Raw genomic sequence first — 21,495 nt, forward strand, 5'->3', positions numbered from 1 at the left:
GCACGGCGGCGACCCGATAGTCTCGGGGCGTGACTGCGAACCGGGAGATCGACAGCATCGTGCAGCGGGCCGCGGACGGCGGCCGGATCAGCTCCGAGGAGGCGCTGCTGCTGTACACCGACGCGCCGTTCCACGCGCTCGGTGAGGCCGCGGACGCGGTGCGCCGCCGCCGCTACCCGGACGGCGTCGTCACGTACCTGATCGATCGCAACATCAACTACACCAACGTGTGCGTGACGGCGTGCAAGTTCTGCGCCTTCTACCGGGCCCCCAAGCACAGCGAGGGCTGGACCCACGACACGGCCGAGATCCTGCGCCGCTGCGGCGAGGCGGTCGAGCTCGGCGCGACCCAGGTGATGCTCCAGGGCGGCCACCACCCCGAGTACGGCGTGGACTACTACGAGACGCTGTTCGCCTCGGTGAAGCAGGCGTATCCGCAGCTCATGATCCACTCGATCGGGCCCAGCGAGATCCTGCACATGGCCAAGGTCTCCGGCGTCTCCATCGAGGAGGCCGTGGTCCGCATCAAGGCAGCCGGGCTGGACTCGATCGCGGGCGCGGGCGCGGAGATGCTGCCCGACCGCCCGCGCAAGGCGATCGCCCCGCTCAAGGAGTCGGGCGCGCGCTGGCTGGAGGCCATGGAGGTGGCGCACCGGCACGGCGTCGAGTCCACCGCGACCATGATGATGGGCACCGGCGAGACCAACGCCGAGCGCATCGAGCACCTGACGATGATCCGCGACGTGCAGGACCGCACCGGAGGCTTCCGCGCCTTCATCCCGTGGACCTACCAGCCCGAGAACAACCACCTCAAGGGGCGTACGCAGGCGACCTCGCTGGAGTACCTGCGCCTGATCGCGGTGGCCCGGCTGTTCTTCGACAACGTGGCGCACCTGCAGGCCTCCTGGCTGACCACCGGCAAGGACGTGGGCCAGGTCGCGCTGCACATGGGCGTGGACGACCTGGGCTCGATCATGCTGGAGGAGAACGTCATCTCCTCGGCCGGTGCCAAGCACCGCTCGAACCTGCACGACCTGATCCAGCTCATCCGCACCGCCGGCCGCATCCCGGCCCAGCGCGACACCCTCTACCGTCACCTCCGGGTCCACTGGACCCCCGAGGACGACCCGACGGACGATCGCGTGACCTCGCACTTCTCCTCGATCGCCATCGAGGGCGGCGGCGTCGGCCGCCAGCTCCCCCTGGTCGAGGCCCGCTGAGCGGTCGCCGCGCCCTGGCCAAGATCGCCGTTTCGGGTCAGAAAGTGGAGTCGGACCTCACTTTCTGACCCGAAATCGTGATCATCCCCACGCGGTGCGTGACTGATCGGCCTATGGGCCGCCACCCCGACGCCCGGATACCGTCCAGGGTTGGCGATTCGTGGGAGGACGGCGATGAAACGGCACGTGATCAGGCTCGCGACGGTGCTGACGGCACTGGTCGCCGGGCTGGGCCTCGTCGCATCCCCCGCGTGGGCGGCCGACGCCGATCTCAAGGTGCGGTCGAGCGACGACGCGAACGGTGGCCTCGGGCAGACCGTGAGCGTGTCGGTGGGCATCGCCGACAACGGCCCCGATCCGATCGGGATGGACGCCGTGACGCTGACCTACCGCGCTCCGGCCGGCGCAGTGATCGTCCGGGCGAACGGCGGGACGAACTGCCAGTTCAACGCTTCCCGCACGACGGCCCGCTGTCAACTGGCGGCTGGATGGCGTGGCGAGATCGCCCTCAAGAAGCCCGGCGAGTTCGCCAGCCGCAACCTCGACCTGCGGATCGACGGCAAGATCACCGCGCCCGGCGCGTTCACCGTGGCCTGCGGCTGCGACCCGAAGAAGGGCAACAACGCCACGAACGTCGTGGTCAACGGGGTCACCAAGCCGGTGCCGCCGAGCGCGTCGCCCAAGCCGTCGGTGAAGCCGTCGCCCTCCGCGTCGCCGTCGGCGAGCCCGTCGGCGACCCCGAGCGAGACCCCCGAGACCACGGAGGAGCCGGGGGCCGAGGAGTCGACGGACCCGGTCGTGGCCGCGCCGTCGGAGCCGGGTTCCTCCGGCGACTCGCTGGTGAGCGGGATGATGCTGGTCGGCTTCGGGGTCGTCCTGCTAGGCCTGGTCGGCCTGGGTGGCGCGGTGTACCTGTGGCGGGTACGCGCCGGTCGCGACGATGACGACGATGACGACGGCGGCCCCGACATGGACGCGACCCAGGTGATCCGGTAGCGCAGTGTGGCGGCCGCCGCAGCGCGCCTGGACGGCGTTTGGCAGAGTGGCGATGTGAGCCGCGCAGACCTGGATAAAGAGCCGTACGAGATCGCCGCCATGTTCGACGGCGTCGCGGAGAAGTACGACAAGACCAACTCCGTGCTGTCGTTCGGCCAGGACAAGGGCTGGCGGCGCGCCACCCGGTCCGCGCTGGGCCTCAAGCGTGGCGAGAAGGTGCTCGACCTGGGCGCGGGCACCGGTGTATCCACCGAGGAACTGGCCCGCTCGGGGGCGTACGTGGTCGGCGTCGACCTGTCGCTGGGCATGCTGGCGGTGGGCCGCCGGGACCGGCCGCACGTGCCGCTGGTCGCCGGGGACGCGCTCGCGCTGCCGTTCCCCGATGCCACCTTCGACGCGGTGACCACGTCGTTCGTTATCCGCAACGTGGCGAACACCCCGGCCGCGCTGCGGGAGCTGGCCCGGGTCACCAAGCCCGGCGGCCGCCTGGTGATCTGTGAGTTCTCGCACCCCGTCAACGGCGCGTTCCGCACCGTCTACCTGCAGTACCTGATGCGCTCGCTGCCCGCGGTGGCCCGCAAGGTGTCCAGCAACCCCGAGGCGTACGTGTACCTCGCCGAGTCGATCCGGGCGTGGCCGAACCAGAACGAGTTCGCGAAGATCATCGGCGAGAACTCGTGGTCGCAGGTGAAGTACCGGAACCTGACCGGCGGCATCGTGGCGCTGCACAAGGCCGTCAAGCCCGCCTGATCCCCGCGTTCGCCGGACACGGCGCGCCCCGCCGCCGCAGGATCGAACCATGCGGCAGGACGAGAGCGCGGTCATCGGCGTACTCGGCGGCGGGTTCGGCGAACCGCCGGTGCGCGTCGCCGACCTGGAGGAGGCGGCCCGGCGCAGGTCGGCTGCCCGGGGCGCGACGCATCCCGCCCCGCCGCCCGCCCCGGATCCCGGCGTGCCGCCCGATCCCGATCCGGACCGGGTTCCCGAGCCGACCCCGGATCCCCAGCCCGGACCGCCGTGACGGTGCCGTGTCGTCCGCCCTGCCTGCGGACCTGGTCGCGCGCTGGGAGCGCGGCCGGGCCGAATGTGCAGTTAGGTTCACCTAACCACTACGGGTCCTTGACGCAGTTCTAGACTGCACGCCGGACTAGCTTGTGAAGACTTTCACGAGCCCCGAACGAGCGTTAAGGCCGAGGTGGAGGTGAGCATGACACCGACCGATGTCGATGCGGATGTGATCGTCGTTGGAGCCGGTCCCGGTGGCTCCGCCGCTGCCTATCACCTTGCCAAGCATGGTGCGAAGGTGCTGCTGCTGGAGAAGACCGAGTTCCCGCGGGAGAAGGTCTGCGGCGACGGGCTGACCCCGCGCGCGGTCAAGCAGCTGATCGACATGGGCGTGGACGTCAGCCCCGAAGCCGGTTGGCTGCACAACAAGGGCCTGCGGGTCATCGGCGGCGGCGTACGGCTGGAGCTGGACTGGCCCGACCTGGCCAGCTTCCCCGACTTCGGCCTCGTGCGCACGCGCATGGACTTCGACGACATGCTCGCCCAGCGGGCCGTCGCGGCGGGTGCGGACCTGCGCACCGGCCACAACGTGACCGGCCCGGTGCTGGACACCGACGGCCGCGTGGTCGGCGTCGAGGTGCGTACGCCCGATGGCGACCGGACGCTGCGCTCGCACCTGGTGGTGGCCGCCGACGGCGTGTCCGGCCGGTTCGCGCTCGCGCTGGGCATGGCCAAGCGCGAGGACCGCCCGATGGGCGTCGCGGTGCGCCGTTACTACCACAGCCCGGTCAAGGCCAACGACGACTACCTGGAGTCCTGGCTCGAACTGCGCAGCCGTGAGGCGGGGGCGGCGCAGCTGCCCGGCTACGGCTGGATCTTCGGCCTGGGCGACGGCCGCGTGAACGTGGGCCTGGGCGTGCTCAACTCCTCCAAGGCCTACCAGGCGACGAACTACCGCACGATGCTCACCGACTGGATCGGCAGCACCCCCGAGGAGTGGGGTCTGACCGAGGCCAACGCCGACGGCAAGATCCTCGGCGCGGCCCTGCCGATGGGTTTCAACCGCACGCCCCACTACACGCGGGGGATGATGCTGGTGGGTGACTCGGGCGGCATGGTCAACCCCTTCAACGGCGAGGGCATCGCGTACGCGATGGAGTCCGGCCAGCTGGCGGCGGAGGTGCTGATCCAGGCACTCGCACGCCCGGCGGGCCCGGCCCGGGAGCTGGCCCTGCAGGCGTACGCGACGGAGCTCAAGCGCCGGTTCGGCGGTTACTACCGCGTCGGCGGGATCTTCGTGAAGCTGATCGGCAATCCGCAGATCATGAAGGTGGCGACGAAGCACGGCATGCCGCATCCCACGCTGATGCGGTTCGTGCTCAAGCTGCTGGCCAACCTCACCGATCCGCGGGGCGGCGACTCCATGGACCGGATCATCAATGCCATGTCCCGCGTGGCACCCGCGGTGTAGCGGGCCGCGGGGCGAGGATCATAATCCGAGCTGCAAGCAGGCGAAACACTATCAACCGGGAAGAAAGGACGTAGGCAGGTGTCGCTCTCCGCGTACGTGCCCATCGTTGGGCTCTTCGCGCTGGCCGCGGCCTTCGGGCTTTTCTCGGTCACGGCCGCGCCCTTCATCGGACCCCGCCGCTTCAACAAGGCGAAGCTCGACGCCTACGAGTGCGGTATCGAGCCGACCCCGCAGCCGATCGGCGGCGGGCGCTTCCCGATCAAGTTCTACTTGACCGCGATGCTCTTCATCGTCTTCGACATCGAGATCATCTTTCTGTACCCCTGGGCCGTCACCTTCGACGCGTTCCAGGGGGCATTCGTCTTCGTCGAGATGCTTCTGTTCATCGGCACGGTGTTCGTCGCGTACGCCTACGTATGGCGTCGCGGCGGCCTGGATTGGGACTGACATGGGACTCGAAGAGAAGCTCCCCTCCGGGGTGCTGCTCACCACCGTTCAGGGGCTCGTCAACTGGACCCGTAAGGCCAGCTTCTGGCCCGCCACCTTCGGCCTGGCATGCTGCGCCATCGAGATGATGGCCACCGGCGCGGCCCGATTCGACTCGGGCCGCTTCGGCATGGAGGTCTTCCGGGCGTCGCCCCGCCAGGCCGACCTGATGATCGTGGCCGGCCGGGTGAGCCAGAAGATGGCCCCGGTGCTGCGCCAGATCTACGACCAGATGCCCGAGCCCCGCTGGGTGCTGTCGATGGGCGTCTGCGCCTCGTCGGGCGGCATGTTCAACAACTACGCGATCGTGCAGGGCGTGGACCACATCGTCCCCGTCGACATGTACCTGCCGGGCTGTCCGCCGCGGCCGGAGATGCTGCTCGACGCGATCCTCAAGCTGCACGACAAGATCCTCGCCGAGCCGCTGGGCGCCGGTGGCCGCAAGATGCTGGCCGCGAAAGAAGCCCGCGAGGGTAGGCCCGTGGTCGCGCCGGGCGCGATGCCGTCGAGCTACCGCTACAACAAGGCGCTGCGCGCCGAGTGGGAGCAGGCCGCCGCCGAGGGCCGCGAGGAGCAGCTGCGGATCACCAAGTGGATGGAGCGGGGGAACCACCGGTGACTCAGCCTGAAGGACTCTTTGGCGTCACCGGCACCGGTGACACCTCCGGCATGGGCGGCCTGGTCCGCAATCGGCCGGTGCAGCTCGACGCGGCCCGGCCGTACGGCGGCTGGTACGACGAGGTCGTCGACGCGCTGGAGGAGGCCTACCCGGGCTTCTCCGACGCGATCGAGCGGGTCGTCATCGACCGTGGCGAGCTGACCCTGCACATCGTCCCGGCGAAGATCGCCGAGGTGTGCCAGATCCTGCGCGACGACATGTCGCTGCGCTACGAGCTGTGCTCGTCGGTGTCCGGGGTCGACTACATCGCCGAGGAGCGCCGCCTGCACGTGGTGTACCACCTCACCTCGATGACGTACCGCCGCCGCATCCGCCTGGAGTGCGCGGTCACCGCGGCCGAGCCGCACCTGCCCAGCGTGACCACGGTCTACCCGACCGCGGACTGGCAGGAGCGGGAGACCTACGACATGTTCGGCGTCATCTTCGACGGTCACCCGAACCTGACCCGCATCCTCATGCCGGACGACTGGGACGGCCACCCGCAGCGCAAGGACTACCCGCTGGGCGGCGTGCCGGTCGAGTACAAGGGCGCCGAGATCCCGCCGCCCGACAGCCGGAGGGCTTACCGGTGAGCGCGAGGAACGAAGCGAAGCGGAGTACCGCAAGCGCCACCATCAGGAGGCACCGATGAGCAACGCTGGTTACGCGCAGGAGCGCGAGACGACCGAGGGCAAGGTCTTCACGGTCACCGGCGGCGACTGGGACTCGATCGTCTCGGGTGTCGACCCGATGCACGACGAGCGGATCGTCGTCAACATGGGTCCCCAGCACCCGTCCACGCACGGCGTGCTGCGCCTGGTGCTGGAGATGGAGGGCGAGACCGTCACCGAGGCCCGCCTCGTCGTCGGCTACCTGCACACGGGCATCGAGAAGAACATGGAGTACCGCACCTGGACGCAGGGCTCCACGTTCGTGACCCGCATGGACTACCTCGCCCCGATCTTCAACGAGACGGCGTACAGCCTCGCGGTGGAGAAGCTGCTGGGCATCGAGGACCAGATCACGGACCGGGCCAACACGATCCGTGTGCTGATGATGGAGCTCAACCGGATCTCGTCGCACCTGGTGTGGCTGGCGACGACCGGCATGGAGCTCGGCGCGCTGTCGATGATGATCTACGGCTTCCGTGAGCGCGAGTTCATCCTCGACATCTTCGAGATGATCACCGGTCTGCGCATGAACATGGCCTACGTGCGCCCGGGCGGCGTCGCGCAGGACGTGCCGGACACCGCGATCGCGAAGATCCGCGAGTTCCTCGACTTCATGCCCAAGCGCATCAAGGAGTACGAGGATCTGCTCTCCGGCCAGCCGATCTGGACCGCCCGCACCAAGGGCGTCGCGGTGCTGGACGTGACCGGCTGCGTGGCGCTCGGCGTCACCGGCCCGGTGCTGCGCAGCTCGGGCCTGGCCTGGGACCTGCGCAAGACCATGCCGTACTGCGGTTACGAGACCTACGACTTCGAGGTGCCGACCCAGCCCGAGGGTGACGTGTACGCGCGTTACCTGGTGCGCCTGGCGGAGATGCGCGAGTCGCTGAAGATCATCGAGCAGGCGCTGGACCGGCTCAAGCCCGGCCGGATCATGGTCGAGGACCGGAAGATCGCCTGGCCCGCGCAGCTCGCGCTCGGCAACGACGGCCTGGGCAACTCGCTGGAGCACGTCGCGCACATCATGGGCCAGTCCATGGAGTCCCTGATCCACCACTTCAAGCTGGTCACCGAGGGCTTCCGGGTCCCGCCGGGCCAGGTGTACGTGCCGATCGAGGGCCCGCGCGGCGAGCTGGGCGCGCACGTGATCTCGGATGGGGGCACCCGGCCGTTCCGGGTGCACATGCGGGAGCCGAGCTTCGTGAACCTGCAGGCAATTCCGGCCATGGCCGAGGGCGGCCTGCTGGCGGACGTGATCGCGGGTGGGGCCAGCCTCGACCCGGTGATGGGTGGGTGTGACCGATGACAGCGCCGCAGAAGTCGGTGGACGTGTTCGACGACAAGACCCGGGAGCTGGCGCGCGAGATCGTCGCGCGCTTCCCGGAGGGCAAGGAGCGCTCGGCACTGCTGCCGATGCTGCACCTGGTCCAGTCGGTCGAGGGGTACGTCTCCCCGGCCGGCGTCTCGTTCTGCGCCGAGCAGCTCAACCTGACCAAGGCCCAGGTCGGCGCGGTCGCCACCTTCTACACCATGTACAAGCGCCGCCCGACCGGCGAGTACCTGGTCAGCGTCTGCACCAACACCCTGTGCAACGTGCTCGGCGGGCAGGAGGTCTACGACACGCTGTCGGAGACCCTGGGCGTCGGCCACGACGAGACCACCGAGGACGGCAAGATCACGCTGGAGCACGCCGAGTGCCTCGCCGCGTGTGACTACGCCCCGGTGCTCACCGTCAACTACGACTTCTTCGACAACGTGACCCCGGAGAGCGCGCTCGACGTGGTCGGCAAGCTCAAGTCCGGGCAGCGGCCGATGCCGACCCGCGGCGCGCGGCTGTGCTCGTTGAAGGAGACGGCGTTGCAGCTGGCGGGCTTCGCCGACGAGCGCGAGGGCGCGGTCGCCGACGGCCCGGCGGGAGATTCCACCCTGCGCGGCGTACGCCTGGCGCAGCAGCACGGGATCAGCCCGGCCGGTTTCGACATCAACACGCCCATCCCGACTCCCTCGAAGGAGGCGGCGAAGTGAGCACTCCGAGTGCCGGCACCCTGGCCAAGCTCACCCCTGTCCTCACCAAGCGCTGGCTGTCCCCCGACGCCTGGCGCCTCGACGTGTACGAGCGCCTGGACGGTTACGCCGCCCTGCGCAAGGCGCTGGCCGTGCACCCCGACGACCTGATCGCCCTGATCAAGGACTCCGGTCTGCGCGGCCGCGGCGGCGCGGGCTTCCCGACCGGGCTCAAGTGGGGCTTCATCCCGCAGAACGACGGCAAGCCGCACTACCTGGTCGTCAACGCGGACGAGGGCGAGCCGGGCACCTGCAAGGACCTGCCGCTGATGTCGCACGACCCGCACTCGCTGGTCGAGGGCGTCATCATCGCCTCGTACGCGATCCGCGCCAACCGCGCCTACATCTACATCCGTGGTGAGGCCGTGCAGGCCGCGCGGCGGCTGCGGCACGCGGTGGCCGAGGCCTACAAGGCCGGCTACCTCGGCAAGAACATCCTGGGCACCGGGTACGACCTCGACCTGGTGGTGCACTCGGGCGCGGGTGCGTACATCTGCGGCGAGGAGACGGCGCTGCTGGACTCGCTGGAGGGCTTCCGCGGCCAGCCTCGGCTGCGCCCGCCGTTCCCGGCGACGCACGGCCTCTACGCCAGCCCCACCGTCGTCAACAACGTGGGCACCATCGCCAGCGTGCCGTACATCGTGCTGGGCGGGGCCGCCTGGTGGAAGACGATGGGCACCGAGAAGTCGTCCGGCCCGATGATCTACTCGTTGTCCGGCCGGGTGAAGAACCCGGGCCAGTACGAGTGCTCGATGGGCATCACGCTGCGCGAGCTGATCGAGCTGGCGGGCGGCATGCAGGACGGCCACCAGCTGCGCTTCTGGACCCCGGGCGGCTCGTCGACGCCGCTGCTGACCGGTGACCACATCGACACCGCGATGGACTTCGAGTCGGTCGCGGCGGCGGGCTCGATCCTGGGCACCACCGCCGTGCAGCTGTTCAGCGACCAGGACTGCCCGGTCTACGCGACGTACCGGTGGCTGGAGTTCTACCACCACGAGTCGTGTGGCAAGTGCACCCCGTGCCGCGAGGGCAACTACTGGATGGTGCGGGTCTACCGCCGCATCCTGTCCGGCGAGGGCACGCTCGAGGACCTGGACACGCTGCTGGACACCGCGGCCAACATCCTGGGCCGCTCCTTCTGCGGTCTCGGGGACGGCGCGACCAGCCCGGTGACCTCCTCCCTGCAGTACTTCAAGCAGGACTACCTGGACTACATCGAGGGTCGCAAGGCGCCGAAGCTCAGCGCCCACGCCCTGGCAGGAGCGCACTGACTATGAGCCAGGAAGTACAGAAGCACACCGACACCGTCACCCTGTCCATCGACGGCATCGAGGTGACCGCGCCCAAGGGCGAGCTGGTCATCCGCACCGCCGAGCGGCTGGGCATCGACATCCCGCGGTTCTGCGACCACCCGCTGCTGGCCCCGGCCGGCGCCTGCCGCCAGTGCCTGGTGGACGTGGAGGGCCAGCGCAAGCCGGTCGCCTCGTGCACCCAGACGGTCGCCGACGGCATGGTGGTGCGTACGCAGCTCACCTCCGAGGTCGCCCGCAAGGCCCAGGAGGGTGTGATGGAGCTGCTGCTCATCAACCACCCGCTGGACTGCCCCATGTGCGACAAGGGCGGCGAGTGCCCGCTGCAGAACCAGGCGATGCAGGTCGGCCGCCCGGAGTCGCGCTTCCGCGAGGAGAAGCGCGAGTACCAGAAGCCGATCAACATCTCGGCGCAGGTGCTGCTCGACCGCGAGCGCTGCGTGCTCTGCCAGCGCTGCACCCGGTTCTCCGAGGAGATCGCGGGCGACAAGTTCATCGACCTGATGGACCGGTCGTCGGCCGAGCAGATCGGCATCTACCGCGACGCCTCGTTCGGGCACTCCCACGAGCACGGCACGATCGACGAGCTGGCCTACGACCAGGACGACCCGGAGTCCGGCGACGTCCCGTTCAACTCCTACTTCTCGGGCAACACGATCCAGATCTGCCCGGTCGGCGCACTCACCAGCGAGCAGTACCGCTTCCGTGCCCGGCCGTTCGACCTGGTGTCCTCGCCGAGCAAGTGCGAGCACTGCGCGTCGGGCTGCGACATGCGCACCGACCACCGCCGCGGCAAGGTGCTGCGCCGGCTGGCCGGTAACGACCCGCAGGTCAACGAGGAGTGGAACTGCGACAAGGGCCGGTGGGGCTTCCGCTACGCCACCGCCTTCGACCGGCTCACCACCCCGCTGGTGCGCGACAAGGAGACCGGCGAGCTGCGCGAGGCCTCCTGGACCGAGGCGATCACCGTCGCGGCCGAGGGCCTGCGGGCGGCGCGGGACGGCGCGTACGGCGTCGGCGTGCTGACCGGCGGCCGGCTGACCGTCGAGGACGCGTATGCGTACGCGAAGTTCACCCGGATCGTGCTGGCCAGCAACGACATCGACTTCCGGGCCCGCCCGCTGTCGGCGGAGGAGGCCGGGTTCCTGGCGTCGTCGGTCGTCGGCGAGCAGGCGGTCACCTACACCGATTTGGAGCAGGCCAAGCACGTGGTGCTGGTCGGCTTCGAGCCGGAGGAGGAGAGCCCGATCATCCTGCTCCGCCTGCGCAAGGCGGCGGCCAAGGGCAAGCTCAAGGTCACCTCGGTGGCCCCGTTCCTGACCCGCGGCACGGAGAAGGCCGGCGCGACGCTGGTCGCCTGCGTGCCCGGCCAGGAGCCGGCGGCGCTGTCCAACCTGGAGGGCGTCGAGCCGGGCACGATCGTGCTGGTCGGCGAGCGCCTGGCGACGGTCCGCGGCGGCTTCTCCGCGGCGGCGGCCCTGGCCGCGCGCACCGGCGCGAAGCTGGCCTGGGTGCCGCGGCGCGCGGGTGACCGCGGCGCGGTCGACGCGGGCTGCCTGCCCACGCTGCTGCCCGGTGGCCGTTCGGTCGCCGACGCGGCGGCACGGGCCGAGCTGTCGGCGGCCTGGGGCGTCGCGGCGGGCGTCATCCCGAGCAAGACCGGCCGCGACACCGACGAGATCCTGGCCGCGGCTGCCGCGGGCAAGCTCGGCGCGCTGGTCGTGGCGGGCGTCGACCCGGCCGACCTGAGCGACCCGAAGGCCGCCGAGGAAGCGCTGGACAAGGTCGGCTTCCTGGTCTCGCTGGAACTGCGGATGAGCGCCGTGTCCCGGCGCGCGAACGTGGTGTTCCCGGTCGCCGCGCCCGCCGAGAAGGCGGGCTCGTACGTGAACTGGGAGGGCCGCCTGCGCACCTACGAGCAGGCGCTGGAGACCCCGAACACGGGTGCGAAGCTGACCGACGCCCGGGTGCTCGACGCGCTGGCCGCCCGCCTGGGTGTCACGCTGGGCACCGGTGACGTGCTCGCGGTGCGCCGCGAACTGGGCAGCCTGCCCGCGACCGGCGCGCAGCGCCCGGCCGCACCGGCGGAGACGGGCGCGGCCGCGCCCACGCTGAAGCAGAACGAGGCGATCCTGGCCAGCTGGGCGCAGCTGATCGACCTGGGCAGCCTCACCGACGGCGACGAGGTGCTGGCCGGCACCGCCCGCCCGCCGGTGGTGCGCCTGTCGAAGGCCCGCGCGACCGCGCTGGGTGTCGCCGACGGCGACCCGGTGACCGTCGGGACCGCGCGGGGTGCGATCACCCTGCCGGCCGCGATCACCGAGATCGCCGATGACGTCGTCTGGGTGCCGACCAACTCCCCGGGTTCCACGCTGCGCCGCACGCTGGGCGCGGACGCGGGTGCGGTCGTGACCGTGAGCGGAGGAAGCAAATGATCCTCGCCCCCATCGGTTTCCTGGCGGAGGACCCGGTAACCGGCGATCCGACGCTGGCCGACTTCGGGCATGACCCGTGGTGGCTCGTCCTCGTCAAGGTGGTCGGCGTCTTCGTCTTCCTCGTGGTGATGACGCTGTTCACCATCTGGTACGAGCGCCGCGTGGTGGCCCGGATGCAGGTGCGTCCCGGCCCCAACCGGCACGGGCCCTTCGGTCTGCTCCAGTCGCTGGCCGACGGTCTGAAGCTGGCGTTCAAGGAAGACATCATGCCGCTCAAGGCGGACAAGGTGGTCTTCTTCATCGCGCCGGTGATCTCGACCGTGTGCGCCTTCACGGCGTTCTCGATCATGCCGTTCGGCCCGTTCGTGTCGATGTTCGGCACGCGCACGCCGCTGCAGCTGACCGACATCCCGGTGGCGGTGCTGCTGGTGCTGGCCTGCTCCGGCATGGGCATCTACGGCATCGTGCTGGGCGGCTGGGCCTCCGGCTCGACCTACCCGCTGCTCGGCGGCCTGCGCTCGGCGGCCCAGCTGGTCTCGTACGAGGTCGCGATGGGCCTGTCGTTCGTGGCCGTGTTCATGACCGCGGGCACGATGAGCACCTCGGAGATCGTCAACGCGCAGGCGCAGGGTTCGCCGGTCAACCTGTTCGGCTTCGAGTTCACCGCGCCGAGCTGGTTCTTCCTGCTGCTGCTGCCGAGCTTCATCATCTACTCGATCTCGGCGGTCGGCGAGACCAACCGCGCCCCGTTCGACCTTCCCGAGGCCGAGTCGGAGCTGGTCGGCGGCTTCCACACCGAGTACTCGTCGCTGAAGTTCGCGCTGTTCTTCCTGGCCGAGTACATCAACATGGTGACGGTGTCCGGCCTGTGCGCCACGCTGTTCCTGGGCGGCTGGCGCGCACCGACGTCGTTCGAGAGCTTCTGGCCGGGCATCAACTCCGGCTGGTGGCCGCTGCTGTGGTTCACCATCAAGGTGCTGCTGCTGCTGTTCGTCTTCATCTGGCTGCGGGGCACGCTGCCCCGGCTGCGCTACGACCAGTTCATGCGCTTCGGCTGGAAGGTCCTCATCCCGGTCAACCTGGTGTGGATCCTGACCCTGGCCGGTATCAAGACGCTGCAGAAGCAGAACATCCCCGCGCAGGAGAAGCTGATCTACGCGGGCCTGGCGGTCGGTGTGATCCTGCTGCTCGCGCTGCTCTGGCCGCAGAAGAAGGAGGAGCCGGTCCTGCCCATCGAGGAGCAGGTGGCCCGGCGTCCCGAGGGCAGCTTCCCGCTGCCGCCGATGGATCTGCAGGTGCCGGTCAGCCCGCGCGCCAACCGGCTCACCGCCGAGCGCGAGACCGTGCCCGCGACCAGCGAAGAGGAGGTGTGACATGGGTTCGATGACTGATGCCGTCAAGGGCTTCGGCGTGACGTTCTCGCACATGTTCAAGAAGACCGTCACCACGCACTACCCGGAGAAGCCGGACCCGACGGCCCCGCGTTACCACGGCCGGCACATCCTCAACCGCTACCCGGACGGCCTGGAGAAGTGCATCGGCTGCGAGCTGTGCGCGTGGGCCTGCCCGGCGGACGCGATCTTCGTCGAGGGCGGCGACAACACCGACGACGAGCGCTTCTCGCCCGGTGAGCGGTACGCGTCCAACTACCAGATCAACTACGCTCGGTGCATCTTCTGCGGACTGTGCATCGAGGCCTGCCCGACCCGTTCGCTCACCATGAGCAACGAGTACGAGCTCGCCCGCGACAACCGGCAGGACCTGATCTTCACGAAGGAGCAGCTGCTCGCGCCGCTGCTGCCCGGCATGGAGCAGCCGCCGCACCCGATGCGCCTGGGCGACACCGAGAAGGACTACTACCTGGGCGCCCCGGCGAACCCCGGTACGTCGGCGGGAGCTGAGACCCGATGATGCTTTCGACTCAGGTGCTCGCCGCCGCGGCGGAGGTGCCGACCGGGGAGAAGTGGGTCTTCTTCCTGCTGGCGCCGCTCGCGCTCGCCGGCGCGCTGGGCATGATCATCGCGCGCAACGCGGTGCACTCCGCACTGTGGCTCGTGCTGACCATGCTCAGCCTGGGCGTCTTCTACATCGTGCAGGCCGGGCCGTTCATCGGCATGGTGCAGATCATCGTCTACACCGGCGCGATCATGATGCTGTTCCTGTTCGTGCTGATGCTGGTCGGCCGCGACGCGTCCGACTCGGTGATCGAGACGCTGCGCGGGCAGAAGGTCGTCGCGGTCCTGCTGGGCCTGGGCCTGGCCGGCCTGCTCGGCACCGGCGTCTACCAGGCCACCCGGGGCATGCCCTCGGCCGGCCTGGAGTTGGCCAACGCCAACGGCAACGTGCAGGGCATCGCCCAGCTGCTGTTCGGCCGCTACGTGTACGTCTTCGAGGTCACCTCCGCGCTGCTGATCACGGCGGCGGTCGGCGCGATGCTGCTGGCCCACCGCGAGCGCGCCAAGGGCGAGCGGGTCGGCCAGGCCGCGCAGATGCGGGCGCGCTTCGAGCCCGGCAACTACGCCGGTCCCAAGCCCGGCCCCGGTGTCTTCGCGAACTCCACCTCGGTGGCCACCCCGGCGAAGCTGCCGGACGGCACCCCCGCCGAGCGCAGCATCTCACCGATCCTCCCCACCCGTGAGCTCACCTCGGCGGAGATCGCGAACAAGCCCACCGAGGGGAAGTGAACCGATGACCCCCATGTACTACATCGTGCTGTCGGCTGCGCTGTTCAGCATCGGGGCCGTCGGCGTGCTGATCCGGCGCAACGCGATCGTGCTGTTCATGTGCGTCGAGCTGATGCTCAACGCCGCGAACCTGGCACTGATCACCTTCGCCCGGATGAACGGGACGCTGGACGGCCAGGTCATGGCGTTCTTCTCGATGGTGGTCGCGGCAGCCGAGGTCGTCGTCGGCCTGGCCATCATCATGTCGATCTTCCGCACGCGACGCTCGGCGAGCGTCGACGACGCGAACCTGCTGAAGTACTGAGGCGGAGATGCAACCAACTCTGATGCTCGCCGAAGGGGCACCGGCGCCCGTCGTCTACGCCTCGGCCACGGGCCTCCTTTCCTACATGTGGCTCCTGATCGCCATCCCCGCGGTCAGCGCGCTGATCCTGCTCACGACCGGCCGCTGGGCCGACAAGTGGGGCCACTGGCTCGGCTGTGCGTCGGTGCTGGTCTCCTTCGTGCTGGGCGCGGGCATGTTCTTCGAACTGCGCGACCTGCCCAATCGGGCCGTGCAGCAGAACCTGTACAGCTTCATCCCGGTCGGCTCGCTGAAGGTCGACTTCGGTTTCCTGTTCGACCCGCTGACCGCGTGCTTCGTGCTGCTGATCACGGGCGTGGGTTTCCTGATCCACCTGTACGCGACCGGCTACATGGCCCACGACCCGGGCCGCCGCCGCTTCTTCGGCTACTTCAACCTGTTCATCGCGGCGATGCTGCTGCTGGTGCTCGGCAACAACTACGTGATGCTCTACTTCGGCTGGGAAGGCGTGGGTCTCGCGTCCTACCTGCTGATCTCCTTCTGGTACGGCAGGCCGTCCGCGGCCACCGCCGGCAAGAAGGCGTTCATCATGAACCGCATCGGTGACGCGGGCCTGGTGCTCGGCATCTTCCTGATGTTCGCGCAGCTCGGCTCGGTCAACTACGACGTGGTGTTCAGCAACGCCGGTCTGCTGCCGAGCACCACGGTGCTCGTGCTCGGCCTGCTGCTGCTGCTCGGCGCGACCGGCAAGTCCGGCCAGTTCCCGCTGCAGGCGTGGTTGCCCGACGCGATGGAGGGCCCGACCCCGGTCTCGGCCCTGATCCACGCCGCGACGATGGTGACCGCCGGTGTCTACCTGATCGCCCGCTCCAACCCGATCTTCTCGGCGAACCTGACGCTGCAGACGGTCGTGGTCAGCGTCGGCGCGCTCACCCTGCTGCTGGGCTGCATCATCGGCTCGGCCAAGGACGACATCAAGCGGGTGCTCGCCTGGTCGACCGTGTCGCAGATCGGCTACATGTTCCTCGGCGTCGGGCTGGGCGGCGGCGCGTACGCGCTGGCCATCATCCACCTGCTGGCGCACGGCTTCTTCAAGGCCAACATGTTCCTCGGCGCGGGCTCGGTCATGCACGGCATGAACGACCAGGTGGACATCCGCCGCTTCGGCGGGCTGTGGAAGTACATGCGCATCACCTGGCTCACCTTCATGATGGGCTGGCTGGCGATCATCGGCATCCCGCCGCTGAGCGGCTTCTTCACCAAGGAGCCGATCATCGTGGCCGCGTTCGCGCGTCCCGGCTGGACCGGCTGGCTCTACGGGTTGGCGGCGCTGATCGGCGCGGGCCTGACCGCGTTCTACATGACGCGCCTGTTCATTCTGACCTTCCACGGCCCGAAGCGGTGGACCACCGCCAAGGAGGGTTCGGTCGACCAGCACCCGCACGAGTCCCCGCTGGTGATGACCATCCCGCTGATCTTCCTGGCGCTCGGCTCGATCTTCGCGGGCTGGCTCATGGCCTCCCCGGTGGCGCAGTGGCTCACCCCCGTGGTGGGCCCGCCGACCGAGGAGCACCCGAAGATGGGTCACCTCACCATCACCGTGCTCAGCCTGGTGCTGACGGTGGCCGGTGCGGGTGTGGCGTACTGGCTGTTCAACAAGGGCACGGCGCTCGCGCCGCAGCCGGCCGGTCCGGTCGTCACCGCGGCCCGCAACAACCTCTACACCGACGCCTTCAACGAGGCCGTGTTCGAGAAGCCGGGCAAGTGGCTCACCCGCGCGCTGGTCTTCGTCGACAACAAGGGCGTCGACGGAGTGGTCAACGGGCTCGCCGCGCTGGTCGGCGGGGGCTCGGGCAGGCTGCGCAGGCTCCAGACCGGCTTCGTGCGGTCGTACGCGCTCTCGATGCTTCTCGGCGGTGTGCTGGTGCTCGGCGCCTTCGTCGCGGTGCAGCTCGGCTGGATGGGATAACGATGAAATACCTGTCACTCCTGACCCTCGTGCCGCTCGTCGGCGCGCTGACGGTCGCGTTCGTCCCACGGTCGAAGCCGGAGCTGGCCAAGCGGCTGGCCCTGATCTGGTCGATCGTGGTGCTCGCGGTGGGCGTCGGGGCCTGGGTCGCGTACAAGCCCAACGGCCCGCGCCTGCAGTTGCTGGAGTCCTACACCTGGATCCCGCAGTGGGGCGCGAAGTTCAGCTTCGCCGTCGACGGCATCGCACTGGTGATGATCGCGCTGATCGTGCTGCTGGTCCCGCTGGTCATCCTGGCCAGCTGGCACGACGCGGAGAAGAGCAAGCGCAGCGTCCCGGCGTACTTCGCGCTGCTGCTCGCGCTCGAAGGCACCATGATCGGCACCTTCACCTCCGCCGACGTGCTGCTGTTCTACCTCTTCTTCGAGGTCATGCTGGTGCCGATGTACTTCATCATCGGCTCGTTCGGCACCGACGTGCCGGCCAAGCAGCGCCAGTACGCCGCGGTGAAGTTCTTCCTCTACTCGCTGGTCGGCGGCCTGCTCATGCTGGCCGCGGTCATCGGCATGTGGGTGTACGGCGGCCACACCTTCGACTGGCAGACGCTGACCAACGTCGAGTTCACCACCACCGTGCAGCGGTGGCTGTTCCTCGGCTTCTTCGTCGCGTTCGCCATCAAGGCCCCGTTCTTCCCGTTCCACACCTGGCTGCCCGACGCGGGCGGGGCGGCTCCGGCCGGCGCCGCCGCGCTGCTGGTCGGCGTGATGGACAAGGTCGGCACGTTCGGCATCCTGCGTTACTGCCTCCCGCTGTTCCCGGAGGCGTCGCGCTGGTTCGCGCCGTGGGCGATCGGCCTGTCACTGGTCGGCATCATCTACGCCGCGCTCGTGGCGATCGGCCAGAAGGACCTCAAGCGGCTGGTCAGCTACACCTCGATCGCGCACTTCGGCTTCATCGGCGTCGGCATCTTCGCCTTCACCTACCAGGCCGGTTCCGGCGCGGTGCTGTACATGGTCAACCACGGTCTCGCCACCGGCCTGCTGTTCCTGGTCGTGGGCATGTTCGTGGCGCGCCGCGGCAGCACCCTGGTGACCGACTTCGGCGGCGCGGGCAAGCTGCTGCCGGTGCTGGCGGGCGTCTTCTTCATCGCGGGCATGGCCTCGCTGGCGCTGCCGGGCCTGGCCCCGTTCGTCAGCGAGTTCCTGGTGCTCATCGGGACGTTCACGGTCAACAAGCCGGTGGCGGTCATCGCGACGGTCGGCATCATCCTCGCGGCGGCGTACGTGCTGTGGATGATCCAGCGCACCACCCAGGGCAACACCAACCCCGTGCTGCACGACCTCGCGCCGATGAAGCGTGACCTGTCGCTGCGTGAGGGCATCGTGGTGGCCCCCCTGATCGTGCTGCTGATCGTGCTGGGCTTCTACCCCAAGCCGGTGCTCGACGTGATCAACCCGGCGGTGGAGTACACGCTGTCGGACGTGGTCACCCCGGAGCGGGCCGACCCGGCGCCCGCCACCCCCACTGTGGAAGCAGGAAAGTGACCATGGGCGAAGATTTTGTCCTAGAGCTGCCGAAGCTGGACTACGCCGCACTGGCGCCGATGCTGATCCTGTTCGGCGCGGCGTGCCTCGGGGTGCTCATCGAGGCGTTCGTGCCGCGTGCGGCCCGCAACGCCGTGCAGCTGGTGCTGGGCCTGCTGGCGCTGATCGGCGCGCTGGTGGCTGTCGTGCTGCGGGCTCCGCACGTGACCGACGCCAACGCGCAGACCGCCGCACGGGCGCTGTCGATCGACCAGGCGGGCCTGTTCCTGCAGGGCTCGATCCTGGTGCTGGCCATCGTCTCGCTGCTGCTGTTCGGCGAGCGCACGCTGGAGAACGGCGGCCCGTTCGTCGCCCAGGCCGCGATCACCGTCGGTTCGGAACTCGACCGCAACCAGGCTGCCAAGCAGCCGGGGGCGACCGAGGTCTACCCGCTGGCGCTGTTCGCCGTCGGCGGCATGATGCTGTTCGTGACCGCGAACGACCTGCTGGTCATGTTCGTGGCGCTGGAGGTCTTCTCGCTCCCGCTGTACCTGCTCTGCGCGCTGGCCCGGCGCAAGCGGCTGCTGTCGCAGGAGGCCGCGCTCAAGTACTTCCTGCTCGGCGCGTACGCCTCGGCGTTCTTCCTGTTCGGCCTGGCGCTGGTGTACGGCTACGCGGGCGCGGTCGACTTCCGCTCGATCCACGCCTCGATCAACAACTCGCCGAACGACATCATCCTGCTCATCGCGGGCCTGGCGATGCTGTCGATCGGCCTGCTGTTCAAGGCCGCCGCGGCCCCGTTCCACGTCTGGACGCCGGACGTGTACCAGGGCGCGCCGACCCCGATCACCGCGTTCATGGCGGCCTGCACCAAGGTCGCCGCGTTCGGCGCGCTGGCCCGGGTGCTCTACGTCGGCTTCGACGGGCTCGGCTGGGAGTTCACGCCGGTGCTCGGCGTGATCGCGGTGCTGACCATGCTGATCGGCGCGATCCTCGCGGTCACCCAGACCGACCTCAAGCGCCTGCTCGCCTACTCGTCCATCGCCAACGCCGGCTACCTGCTGGTCGGTGTGCTGGGCGGCGGCAAGGAGGGCCTGAGCAGCATGCTGTTCTACCTCGTGGCGTACGGCTTCCTCGTGATCGCGGCCTTCGCGATGCTCACGCTGGTCCGCGACGCCGACGGGGAGGCCACCCACCTGGCCCGCTGGGCGGGTCTGGGCAAGCGGTCGCCGCTGTTCGCGGGGGTCTTCACGTTCCTGCTGCTGGCCTTCGCCGGTATCCCGCTGACCAGTGGCTTCGTGGCGAAGTTCGCGGTCTTCGGCGCCGGTATCGCCGGCAACCAGACCTGGCTCGTGCTGTTCGGTGTGCTGAGCAGCATCATCCTCGCCTTCCCGTACCTGCGGGTGGTGGTGATGATGTGGCTGAGCGAGCCTGGTGAGACCACGCCGAGCGTCTCCATCCCGGGTGCGCTGACCTCGACCGCCCTCATGATCGGCGTGCTGGTCACGCTGGTCCTGGGGGTCTGGCCGACGCCGCTCATCGATCTGACGACCAACGTGTCCAACTTCATCCGGTAGATAGTCGTAAGTCCGAAGCTCCCCCCGCGGCCGGTTCACTGGGCATGGGGGGAGCTTCGATCATGTGACAGCCATGTGGCATCGTGGGGACGTGGTGAGCAGCGTGAACGGTCGTACTGCCCGGAGCACCGGAGTCCAGTTCGAGGACCCGGCCCTGGAGGCCTCGGTGATGGCGCACCTGGCGCTGGTGGAGGACCGCCTGCGCGAGTGCGTCGAGTCCGCGGACCCCTTCGTCAGTGAGGCCGCCAAGCACCTGATGGAGGCGGGCGGCAAGCGGTTCCGGCCGATGCTGGTCGCGGTCTGCGCGCACTTCGGCGACCCCGACGCGCCCGAACTCGTCGACGCCTCGGCGGTGCTGGAACTGACCCACGTCGCCACGCTCTACCACGACGATGTCATGGACGAGGCGCTCGTGCGCCGCGGCACGCCCAGCGCCAACGCGCGCTGGGGCAACTCGCTGGCCATCCTCGTCGGCGACTTCCTCTTCTCCCGCGCCGCCGAACTGGCCGCGGGCCTGGGCCCCGACGCGGTGCGCATCCAGGCGCAGACCTTCGCCCAGCTCGTCCACGGCCAGATCGCCGAGACCGTGGGCCCGCGCGACGCCGACCCGGTCGAGCACCACCTGAAGGTGCTCGACGGCAAGACCGCGTCGCTGATGGCCACCTGCGGCACCTTCGGCGGCATGTTCTCCGGGGCGTCCCCGGCGACCACCGCCGCGCTGACCACCTACTGCGAGACGCTGGGGCTGGCGTTCCAGCTCTCCGACGACCTGCTCGACATCTCCAGCGACTCGACGGACTCGGGCAAGACGCCCGGCACCGACCTGCGCGAGGGCGTGCCGACGCTGCCGGTGCTGTACGCGCTGGCCTCCGAGGACAGCGACCCGGCCGCGGTGCGGCTGCGGCGGATCCTGGCCGACGGCCCGGTCACCGACGACGCGCTGCACGCCGAGGCGCTGGAGCTGCTGCGCGACAGCGTGGCCCTCAAGCGCGCGCGGGAGACCGTACGCGGCTACGCCGAGCAGGCCCGCGCCCAGCTGCAGGGGCTGCCCCGCAACGCGGCCCGCGACGCGCTGGAGTCGCTCTGCGACGTCATCGCCGACCGCATCGCCTGACCGCCCGC

At 69.4% G+C, this 21,495-nt stretch carries 19 protein-coding genes and 1 pseudogene; all 20 read left to right on the forward strand.

Annotated elements, in window-relative coordinates:
* The first annotated feature begins 29 nt into the window (after positions 1-29).
* The 20 genes and pseudogenes from mqnC (at position 30) to HAV40_RS14130 (ending at position 21,487) form a co-directional block, all read left to right on the forward strand.
* Positions 30-1,220, forward strand: a complete 1,191-nt coding sequence (gene mqnC, locus HAV40_RS14035) for a cyclic dehypoxanthinyl futalosine synthase (protein ID WP_166381397.1) — start codon at positions 30-32, stop codon at positions 1,218-1,220.
* 174 nt (positions 1,221-1,394) lie between these two features.
* Positions 1,395-2,216, forward strand: a complete 822-nt coding sequence (locus tag HAV40_RS14040) for a hypothetical protein (protein WP_166381398.1) — start codon at positions 1,395-1,397, stop codon at positions 2,214-2,216.
* Positions 2,217-2,270: 54 nt separating this feature from the next.
* Complete coding sequence (locus HAV40_RS14045) at positions 2,271-2,966, forward strand: demethylmenaquinone methyltransferase (RefSeq protein ID WP_166381399.1); 696 nt, start codon at positions 2,271-2,273, stop codon at positions 2,964-2,966.
* Between the two features lie 49 nt (positions 2,967-3,015).
* The gene (locus tag HAV40_RS14050; RefSeq protein WP_166381400.1) at positions 3,016-3,237 is read left to right on the forward strand and encodes a hypothetical protein; all 222 of its coding nucleotides are present in this window, start codon (positions 3,016-3,018) and stop codon (positions 3,235-3,237) included.
* A gap of 186 nt (positions 3,238-3,423) precedes the next feature.
* Positions 3,424-4,692, forward strand: coding sequence for a geranylgeranyl reductase family protein (locus HAV40_RS14055; protein WP_166381401.1), 1,269 nt, complete (start codon positions 3,424-3,426; stop codon positions 4,690-4,692).
* A gap of 78 nt (positions 4,693-4,770) precedes the next feature.
* A complete protein-coding gene (locus HAV40_RS14060; RefSeq protein WP_166381402.1) occupies positions 4,771-5,139 on the forward strand; it encodes an NADH-quinone oxidoreductase subunit A in 369 nt (122 codons plus the stop codon).
* A gap of 1 nt (position 5,140) precedes the next feature.
* Positions 5,141-5,797: a NuoB/complex I 20 kDa subunit family protein gene (locus HAV40_RS14065; RefSeq protein WP_166381403.1), complete on the forward strand. Its 657-nt coding sequence runs from the start codon at positions 5,141-5,143 to the stop codon at positions 5,795-5,797.
* Positions 5,794-6,429 (forward strand): NADH-quinone oxidoreductase subunit C, encoded by a 636-nt coding sequence (locus tag HAV40_RS14070; RefSeq protein WP_239086045.1) that lies wholly within the window; start codon positions 5,794-5,796, stop codon positions 6,427-6,429. The genes HAV40_RS14065 and HAV40_RS14070 overlap by 4 nt, the downstream gene beginning before the upstream one ends.
* Before the next feature lie 55 nt (positions 6,430-6,484).
* Positions 6,485-7,810 (forward strand): NADH-quinone oxidoreductase subunit D, encoded by a 1,326-nt coding sequence (locus HAV40_RS14075; protein ID WP_166381405.1) that lies wholly within the window; start codon positions 6,485-6,487, stop codon positions 7,808-7,810.
* Positions 7,807-8,499 (forward strand): annotated as a pseudogene (gene nuoE, locus HAV40_RS14080) (NADH-quinone oxidoreductase subunit NuoE); the annotation flags it as partial. The gene HAV40_RS14075 and the pseudogene nuoE, both read left to right, overlap by 4 nt.
* 26 nt (positions 8,500-8,525) lie before the next feature.
* Positions 8,526-9,842, forward strand: coding sequence for an NADH-quinone oxidoreductase subunit NuoF (gene nuoF / locus HAV40_RS14085; RefSeq protein WP_166381406.1), 1,317 nt, complete (start codon positions 8,526-8,528; stop codon positions 9,840-9,842).
* 2 nt (positions 9,843-9,844) lie between these two features.
* Positions 9,845-12,316, forward strand: coding sequence for an NADH-quinone oxidoreductase subunit G (locus HAV40_RS14090; RefSeq protein WP_166381407.1), 2,472 nt, complete (start codon positions 9,845-9,847; stop codon positions 12,314-12,316).
* 11 nt (positions 12,317-12,327) lie between these two features.
* Positions 12,328-13,689, forward strand: a complete 1,362-nt coding sequence (nuoH, locus tag HAV40_RS14095) for an NADH-quinone oxidoreductase subunit NuoH (RefSeq protein ID WP_409364955.1) — start codon at positions 12,328-12,330, stop codon at positions 13,687-13,689.
* Position 13,690: 1 nt separating this feature from the next.
* The gene (nuoI, locus tag HAV40_RS14100; protein WP_166381409.1) at positions 13,691-14,227 is read left to right on the forward strand and encodes an NADH-quinone oxidoreductase subunit NuoI; all 537 of its coding nucleotides are present in this window, start codon (positions 13,691-13,693) and stop codon (positions 14,225-14,227) included.
* Positions 14,227-15,000, forward strand: a complete 774-nt coding sequence (locus HAV40_RS14105) for an NADH-quinone oxidoreductase subunit J (RefSeq protein WP_166381502.1) — start codon at positions 14,227-14,229, stop codon at positions 14,998-15,000. Before nuoI ends, HAV40_RS14105 begins: the two co-directional genes overlap by 1 nt.
* Before the next feature lie 4 nt (positions 15,001-15,004).
* Positions 15,005-15,304 (forward strand): NADH-quinone oxidoreductase subunit NuoK, encoded by a 300-nt coding sequence (nuoK, locus tag HAV40_RS14110; protein ID WP_166381410.1) that lies wholly within the window; start codon positions 15,005-15,007, stop codon positions 15,302-15,304.
* A gap of 7 nt (positions 15,305-15,311) precedes the next feature.
* Entirely contained in the window at positions 15,312-17,273 is a 1,962-nt protein-coding gene (gene nuoL, locus HAV40_RS14115; RefSeq protein ID WP_166381411.1) for an NADH-quinone oxidoreductase subunit L, read from the forward strand.
* Positions 17,274-17,275: 2 nt separating this feature from the next.
* Entirely contained in the window at positions 17,276-18,817 is a 1,542-nt protein-coding gene (locus tag HAV40_RS14120; RefSeq protein WP_166381412.1) for an NADH-quinone oxidoreductase subunit M, read from the forward strand.
* A 2-nt stretch (positions 18,818-18,819) separates the two neighbouring features.
* Positions 18,820-20,373 (forward strand): NADH-quinone oxidoreductase subunit NuoN, encoded by a 1,554-nt coding sequence (gene nuoN / locus HAV40_RS14125; RefSeq protein ID WP_166381413.1) that lies wholly within the window; start codon positions 18,820-18,822, stop codon positions 20,371-20,373.
* Positions 20,374-20,467: 94 nt separating this feature from the next.
* Positions 20,468-21,487 carry a polyprenyl synthetase family protein gene (locus HAV40_RS14130; RefSeq protein ID WP_239086090.1) on the forward strand — a complete coding sequence of 340 codons (1,020 nt, stop codon included), beginning with the start codon at positions 20,468-20,470 and terminating at the stop codon, positions 21,485-21,487.
* Positions 21,488-21,495: the final 8 nt, after the last annotated feature.

The sequence above is a fragment of the Catellatospora methionotrophica genome (genome assembly GCF_011297335.1).
Classification (GTDB): Bacteria; Actinomycetota; Actinomycetes; order Mycobacteriales; family Micromonosporaceae; genus Catellatospora; species Catellatospora methionotrophica.

Bases quoted from the DNA above. Each gene is read 5' to 3' on its own strand.
- nuoL (WP_166381411.1), top strand. From the start codon at position 15,312: ATGCAACCAACTCTGATGCTCGCCGAAGGGGCACCGGCGCCCGTCGTC.
- HAV40_RS14050 (WP_166381400.1), top strand. From the start codon at position 3,016: ATGCGGCAGGACGAGAGCGCGGTCATCGGCGTACTCGGCGGCGGGTTC.
- nuoI (WP_166381409.1), top strand. From the start codon at position 13,691: ATGGGTTCGATGACTGATGCCGTCAAGGGCTTCGGCGTGACGTTCTCG.
- HAV40_RS14105 (WP_166381502.1), top strand. From the start codon at position 14,227: ATGCTTTCGACTCAGGTGCTCGCCGCCGCGGCGGAGGTGCCGACCGGG.
- HAV40_RS14055 (WP_166381401.1), top strand. From the start codon at position 3,424: ATGACACCGACCGATGTCGATGCGGATGTGATCGTCGTTGGAGCCGGT.
- nuoN (WP_166381413.1), top strand. From the start codon at position 18,820: ATGGGCGAAGATTTTGTCCTAGAGCTGCCGAAGCTGGACTACGCCGCA.
- HAV40_RS14090 (WP_166381407.1), top strand. From the start codon at position 9,845: ATGAGCCAGGAAGTACAGAAGCACACCGACACCGTCACCCTGTCCATC.
- HAV40_RS14040 (WP_166381398.1), top strand. From the start codon at position 1,395: ATGAAACGGCACGTGATCAGGCTCGCGACGGTGCTGACGGCACTGGTC.
- HAV40_RS14075 (WP_166381405.1), top strand. From the start codon at position 6,485: ATGAGCAACGCTGGTTACGCGCAGGAGCGCGAGACGACCGAGGGCAAG.
- HAV40_RS14065 (WP_166381403.1), top strand. From the start codon at position 5,141: ATGGGACTCGAAGAGAAGCTCCCCTCCGGGGTGCTGCTCACCACCGTT.
- nuoK (WP_166381410.1), top strand. From the start codon at position 15,005: ATGACCCCCATGTACTACATCGTGCTGTCGGCTGCGCTGTTCAGCATC.
- HAV40_RS14120 (WP_166381412.1), top strand. From the start codon at position 17,276: ATGAAATACCTGTCACTCCTGACCCTCGTGCCGCTCGTCGGCGCGCTG.